This window comes from Pseudomonas sp. AGC41, from assembly GCF_057334555.1.
Genome location: NZ_JBHFJB010000159.1, coordinates 52,897 through 57,770 on the forward strand (window position 1 = coordinate 52,897; position 4,874 = coordinate 57,770).

The 4,874-nt window shown below is 59.1% G+C and carries 5 protein-coding genes; 3 read left to right on the forward strand and 2 right to left on the reverse strand.

From position 1 onward, the window contains the following. Positions 1 to 88: 88 nt before the first annotated feature. Positions 89 to 1,675 (reverse strand): ABC transporter substrate-binding protein, encoded by a 1,587-nt coding sequence (locus ACE04F_RS27765; protein WP_486110767.1) that lies wholly within the window; start codon positions 1,673 to 1,675, stop codon positions 89 to 91. Between the two features lie 448 nt (positions 1,676 to 2,123). On the opposite strand from ACE04F_RS27765, the gene rpmB reads away from it, so the two are divergent. Further along, complete coding sequence (gene rpmB / locus ACE04F_RS27770; RefSeq protein WP_003177273.1) at positions 2,124 to 2,357, forward strand: 50S ribosomal protein L28; 234 nt, start codon at positions 2,124 to 2,126, stop codon at positions 2,355 to 2,357. An 11-nt stretch (positions 2,358 to 2,368) separates the two neighbouring features. Beyond that, positions 2,369 to 2,524: a 50S ribosomal protein L33 gene (rpmG, locus tag ACE04F_RS27775; protein ID WP_003177274.1), complete on the forward strand. Its 156-nt coding sequence runs from the start codon at positions 2,369 to 2,371 to the stop codon at positions 2,522 to 2,524. A 148-nt stretch (positions 2,525 to 2,672) separates the two neighbouring features. Here the strand turns inward: rpmG and ACE04F_RS27780 are convergent, their stop codons facing one another. Beyond that, the gene (locus ACE04F_RS27780) at positions 2,673 to 3,035 is read right to left on the reverse strand and encodes a cupin domain-containing protein (RefSeq protein WP_486110769.1); all 363 of its coding nucleotides are present in this window, start codon (positions 3,033 to 3,035) and stop codon (positions 2,673 to 2,675) included. A 229-nt stretch (positions 3,036 to 3,264) separates the two neighbouring features. Between ACE04F_RS27780 and ACE04F_RS27785 the strand changes: the two genes are divergently transcribed. Next, positions 3,265 to 4,758, forward strand: coding sequence for an aldehyde dehydrogenase (locus tag ACE04F_RS27785; RefSeq protein WP_486110771.1), 1,494 nt, complete (start codon positions 3,265 to 3,267; stop codon positions 4,756 to 4,758). The last annotated feature ends 116 nt before the right edge of the window (positions 4,759 to 4,874 follow it).

Consider the following 4,874-nt stretch of genomic DNA (forward strand, 5'->3'; position numbering starts at 1 on the left):
GCTCGCGAATGCGGTGTATCAGTTGACTCAAAATTGGCTGACAAACCGATTTCGCGAGCAGGCTCGCTCCCACAAGGAGTGGGTGGGGTTACTTGAGGCTGACCTTGGAGTAATCCTGCCGCCCAAACGGGCTCATCGTATAACCCTGCACATCCTTGCGGGTCAGCGCGAATGCCGTCGGGTGCGCCAGCGGTAGCCAAAGGGCCTGTTGCTGGATCTGCGCCTGAGCCTGTTCGTAAAGTTTGGTGCGCACGCCTTGTTCGCTGGTGGTCTTGCCGGCGCTGATCAGTTTGTCCAGGTCCGGATTGCAGTAACGAGCGAAGTTGGTGCCGGATTTGACCGCCGCGCAGGAAAACTGCGGCGTGAGGAAATTGTCCGGATCACCGTTGTCGCCGGCCCAGCCCATGAATAGCAGGTCATGCTCGCCGGCCTTGGCGCGGCGGATCAGTTCGCCCCATTCGATCACGCGGATTTCCGCCTGGATGCCGATTTCCGCCAGGTCCGATTGCAGCAACTGTGCGCCAAGGCTCGGGTTGGGATTGAGCAGGCTGCCGGAAGGGCGCGTCCAGATGGTGGTCTTGAAGCCTTCCTTCAAGCCGGCCTTGGCCAGCAAGTCGCGGGCCTTGGCCGGGTCATGGGCATAGCCGGGCAGGTTTTTCGCGTAGCTCCAGGTGTTTGGCGGATAAGGGCCGCTGGCCGCTTCGGCCGTGCCTTCGAAAACGGTCTTGAGGTAGCTGGCCTTGTCAAAGGCAAGGTTGATGGCTTGGCGGACTTCAGGCTTGTCCAATGGCGGATGCTGGCTATTGATTGCCAGGAAGGCGGTCATGAACGCGTCAGTCTGTTCCACTTTCAATGTAGGTTCTTGCTTGGCCGCCTGGACGTCCAGTGGCTTGGGCGACAAGGCGATCTGGCATTCATTGCGTCGCAATTTCTGCAAGCGGACGTTGGCGTCCGGGGTGATTGCAAAAATCAGAGGGTCTACCTGAGGCTTGCCGCCGAAGTATTCACTGTTGGCCTTGTAGCGAATCGAGGCGTCTTTCTGGAAGCGGTTGAAAATGAACGGGCCGGTGCCGATGGGCTGGCTGTTCAGCTGCTCGGGGTTGCCGCTCTTCATCAGCTGGTCGGCATATTCAGCCGAGTAGATCGAGGCGAAACCCATGCTCAATGTGGCCAGGAAGGTCGAATCGGCATGATCGAGCGTGAACCGCACCGTCAGTGGGTCCAGGGCGTCGATTCTGGTGATCAGTGCCGGCAGTTGCATGGATTGGGCGTGAGGGAAGCCGCTCTGCGCTACCTTGTGCCACGGGTTTGCCGGATCCAGCATACGCTCGAAGCTGAACTTGACGTCTTCGGCCGTCAAGTCGCGGCGCGGTGTGAAGTAGTCGGTGTGGTGAAACTTGACCTTGGGCCGCAGTTTGAAGACATAGGCCAGACCATCGGGCGAGACTTCCCAGCTCTCGGCCAGGCTGGGCGCCACCTTGCCGCTGGCGGTGTCGAAATCCACCAGGCGGTTCATCAGCACGTCGGCCGAGGCATTGGTCGTGGTCAGGGAGTTGTACTGGACGACATCGAACCCTTCCGGGCTGGCTTCGGTGCAGACGCTCAGGGCGGCGGCCTGGGCCAGCGGGCTGATCAGCAGAGGGGCGAGCAACAGCGGTAGGGCAGCGAGACGCATGATTGATTTCCTGTGCAGGTCGGAGGCCCATCTGCGAGTGCAGTCTGGAAAAGGTCTACCCTAGTGGGCTCGCCTGCAAATGACTATCCCCTTTTTGCATTTTCCGGCACTCTTTGCAGCGCTTTCCGGGAGCTGTCCAGGGCTGGGACTCGACATCGATTGAAAAAAATCTGCAGGCCGCGACGAGCGGTAAGAGTATCTCCGGCCCTTGCCCCGACCGCCTGGGGCTGATGGGCGATGCGTTTCCAATGCAGACAAATCAAAGCGGCTGTTGTTGTGCCTGGGTCTTTCTGGTATAAAGCAGCGCTCTTTTCTAGGGGCCCGGTTCCTTCACTGTAGGTGTAGCCGGTAAGACCCTTAAAGAAACGCGGCGCCTGGCGCCAAATGACTGAGAGATTAAGCGGCCAACCCATGCCGGGTTGGGCATGTGGTTTTAGAGGGCTGAGGCATGTCGAGAGTCTGTCAAGTTACCGGTAAGGGTCCGGTGACTGGGAATAACATTTCCCACGCAAACAACAAAACCCGTCGTCGTTTCCTGCCGAACCTGCAGCATCACCGCTTCTGGGTTGAAGAAGAGAAACGTTTTGTGCGTCTGCGCGTATCTGCCAAAGGCATGCGCATCATCGACAAGCGTGGCATCAGTGTCGTGCTGGCCGAACTTCGTCGCGATGGCAAGGTTTAAGGGAGCTAATCATGCGTGAATTGATTCGTTTGATCTCGAGCGCCGGTACTGGTCACTTCTACACTACCGACAAGAACAAGCGTACTACCCCGGACAAAATCGAGATCAAGAAATATGATCCGGTTGTTCGCAAGCACGTGATCTACAAGGAAGGCAAAATCAAGTAATTGATTTTTCCCTCTTTACAAAAAAGGCCCGTATCGCAAGATACGGGCCTTTTTTGTTTTGCCTTCCAGCCCGCTCCCACGGGGATTTCAGGCGTTTACGCGATTTAATGTGAGAGTGGATGGGGCCAGGCCAGGCAACGCAAAACCCTCAAGCCTTCTGTTCAAACACCACATAAATCTTCCGGCAGGGTTCCAGCACTTCCCAAGTGCCCTTGAACCCGGCCGGAATCACGAAGCGGTCGCCAGCCCGGAGTGTCTTGGCATTGCCATCAGCGTCCCGCAATACAGACACACCTTGCACGATTTCGCAGTATTCATGCTCCGTATAGTTGACCGTCCACTGGCCCACCGCGCCTTCCCAGACCCCGGCGTTCATCTGTCCGCAAGGGCTGTTGTAATGATTGAACACCGCTTGCTCCGGATCACCTTTGAGCACTTTGGCCGAGTCCGGGCGATAGCGGTCGGCGGTGGTGTTGGCCTGGCTGAAATCGACGATGTCCTGGATGCTCATGCGGTTACCCTCGGTGCTTGCGGCGCGGATGGCTGGAAGAGCAAAAGTCTATGTTTATTAAAACGAACATCGCAAGGCCGTTTGCGGGTTTTCTGTCAAATATATTGAAACATCCCTGGTCGCTGGTTTAGGGTGGCGGTGCTTGTGCCGAATACACATCGGCAGGGCAGAATTCTTGAACGCTACGCATCGCGTGGCGTTCGTACCCAAACAAGAGGAGGACACTCGCATGACCACCCTGACTCGTGCCGACTGGGAACAGCGCGCCCGCGACCTGAAGATCGAAGGCCGCGCCTTCATCAACGGCGAATACACCGATGCAGTGTCCGGCGAGACCTTCGATTGCCTTAGCCCGGTCGACGGCCGCCTGTTGGGCAAGATCGCCAGTTGCGACGTGGCCGACGCCCAGCGCGCCGTTGAAAACGCCCGCGCGACGTTCAGTTCTGGCGCCTGGTCGCGCCTGGCGCCGAGCAAGCGCAAAGCCACGATGATTCGTTTTGCCGGCCTGCTCAAACAGCACGCCGAAGAGCTGGCCTTGCTGGAAACCCTGGACATGGGCAAGCCGATCAGCGACTCCCTGAATATTGACGTTCCAGGCGCGGCGCAGGCGCTGAGCTGGAGCGGTGAAGCCATCGACAAGCTCTACGATGAAGTGGCCGCCACCCCGCACGACCAGCTTGGCCTGGTCACTCGCGAGCCGGTCGGTGTGGTCGGTGCCATCGTTCCGTGGAACTTCCCGTTGATGATGGCCTGCTGGAAGCTCGGTCCGGCGTTGTCCACCGGCAACTCGGTAGTGCTCAAACCGTCGGAAAAATCTCCGCTGACCGCCATTCGCATCGCCGCCCTGGCCATCGAGGCCGGCATTCCCAAGGGCGTGCTGAACGTGCTGCCTGGCTATGGCCACACGGTCGGCAAGGCCTTGGCCTTGCACATGGATGTCGATACGCTGGTGTTCACCGGTTCCACCAAGATCGCCAAGCAGCTGATGATCTATTCCGGCGAGTCGAACATGAAGCGCGTCTGGCTGGAGGCGGGTGGCAAGAGCCCGAACATCGTATTCGCCGACGCTCCGGACTTGCAGGCCGCCGCCGAGGCCGCCGCCAGTGCCATCGCCTTCAACCAGGGCGAAGTCTGCACGGCTGGCTCGCGCCTGCTGGTGGAGCGTTCGATCAAGGACACATTCCTGCCGCTGGTGATCGAGGCCCTCAAGGGCTGGAAACCCGGTAATCCACTGGATCCAGCGACCAATGTCGGTGCCCTGGTCGATACCCAGCAGATGAATACCGTGCTGTCCTACATCGAAGCCGGTCACAGCGATGGCGCCAAGCTGGTCGCGGGTGGCAAGCGGATTCTCCAGGAAACCGGCGGCACCTACGTCGAGCCGACGATTTTCGATGGCGTGAGCAACGCGATGAAAATCGCCCAGGAAGAAATCTTCGGGCCGGTGTTGTCGGTCATCGCCTTCGACAGTGCCGAAGAGGCTGTCCAGATCGCCAATGACACCCCGTATGGCCTGGCTGCGGCAGTGTGGACCAGGGACATCTCCAAGGCTCACCTGACCGCCAAGGCCTTGCGCGCCGGCAGCGTTTGGGTCAACCAATACGACGGCGGCGACATGACCGCACCGTTCGGTGGCTTCAAGCAGTCGGGTAACGGCCGTGACAAGTCGCTGCATGCGTTCGACAAGTACACCGAACTGAAGGCGACCTGGATCAAGCTCTGATCCTTCTGTACGAGCGGAGCTGGCGGTCGACACACGTCCCCTGTGGGAGCGAGCCTGCTCGCGAAAGCGGTATGACAATCGACGATTTTGTTGAATGTTGCATCGTCATCGCGAGC

What these genes read in the sequence shown, in the direction of transcription:
- rpmB (WP_003177273.1), top strand. Translation starts at nt 2,124, where the DNA reads ATGTCGAGAGTCTGTCAAGTTACCGGTAAGGGTCCGGTGACTGGGAAT.
- ACE04F_RS27765 (WP_486110767.1), bottom strand. Translation starts at nt 1,675, where the DNA reads ATGCGTCTCGCTGCCCTACCGCTGTTGCTCGCCCCTCTGCTGATCAGC.
- ACE04F_RS27785 (WP_486110771.1), top strand. Translation starts at nt 3,265, where the DNA reads ATGACCACCCTGACTCGTGCCGACTGGGAACAGCGCGCCCGCGACCTG.
- ACE04F_RS27780 (WP_486110769.1), bottom strand. Translation starts at nt 3,035, where the DNA reads ATGAGCATCCAGGACATCGTCGATTTCAGCCAGGCCAACACCACCGCC.
- rpmG (WP_003177274.1), top strand. Translation starts at nt 2,369, where the DNA reads ATGCGTGAATTGATTCGTTTGATCTCGAGCGCCGGTACTGGTCACTTC.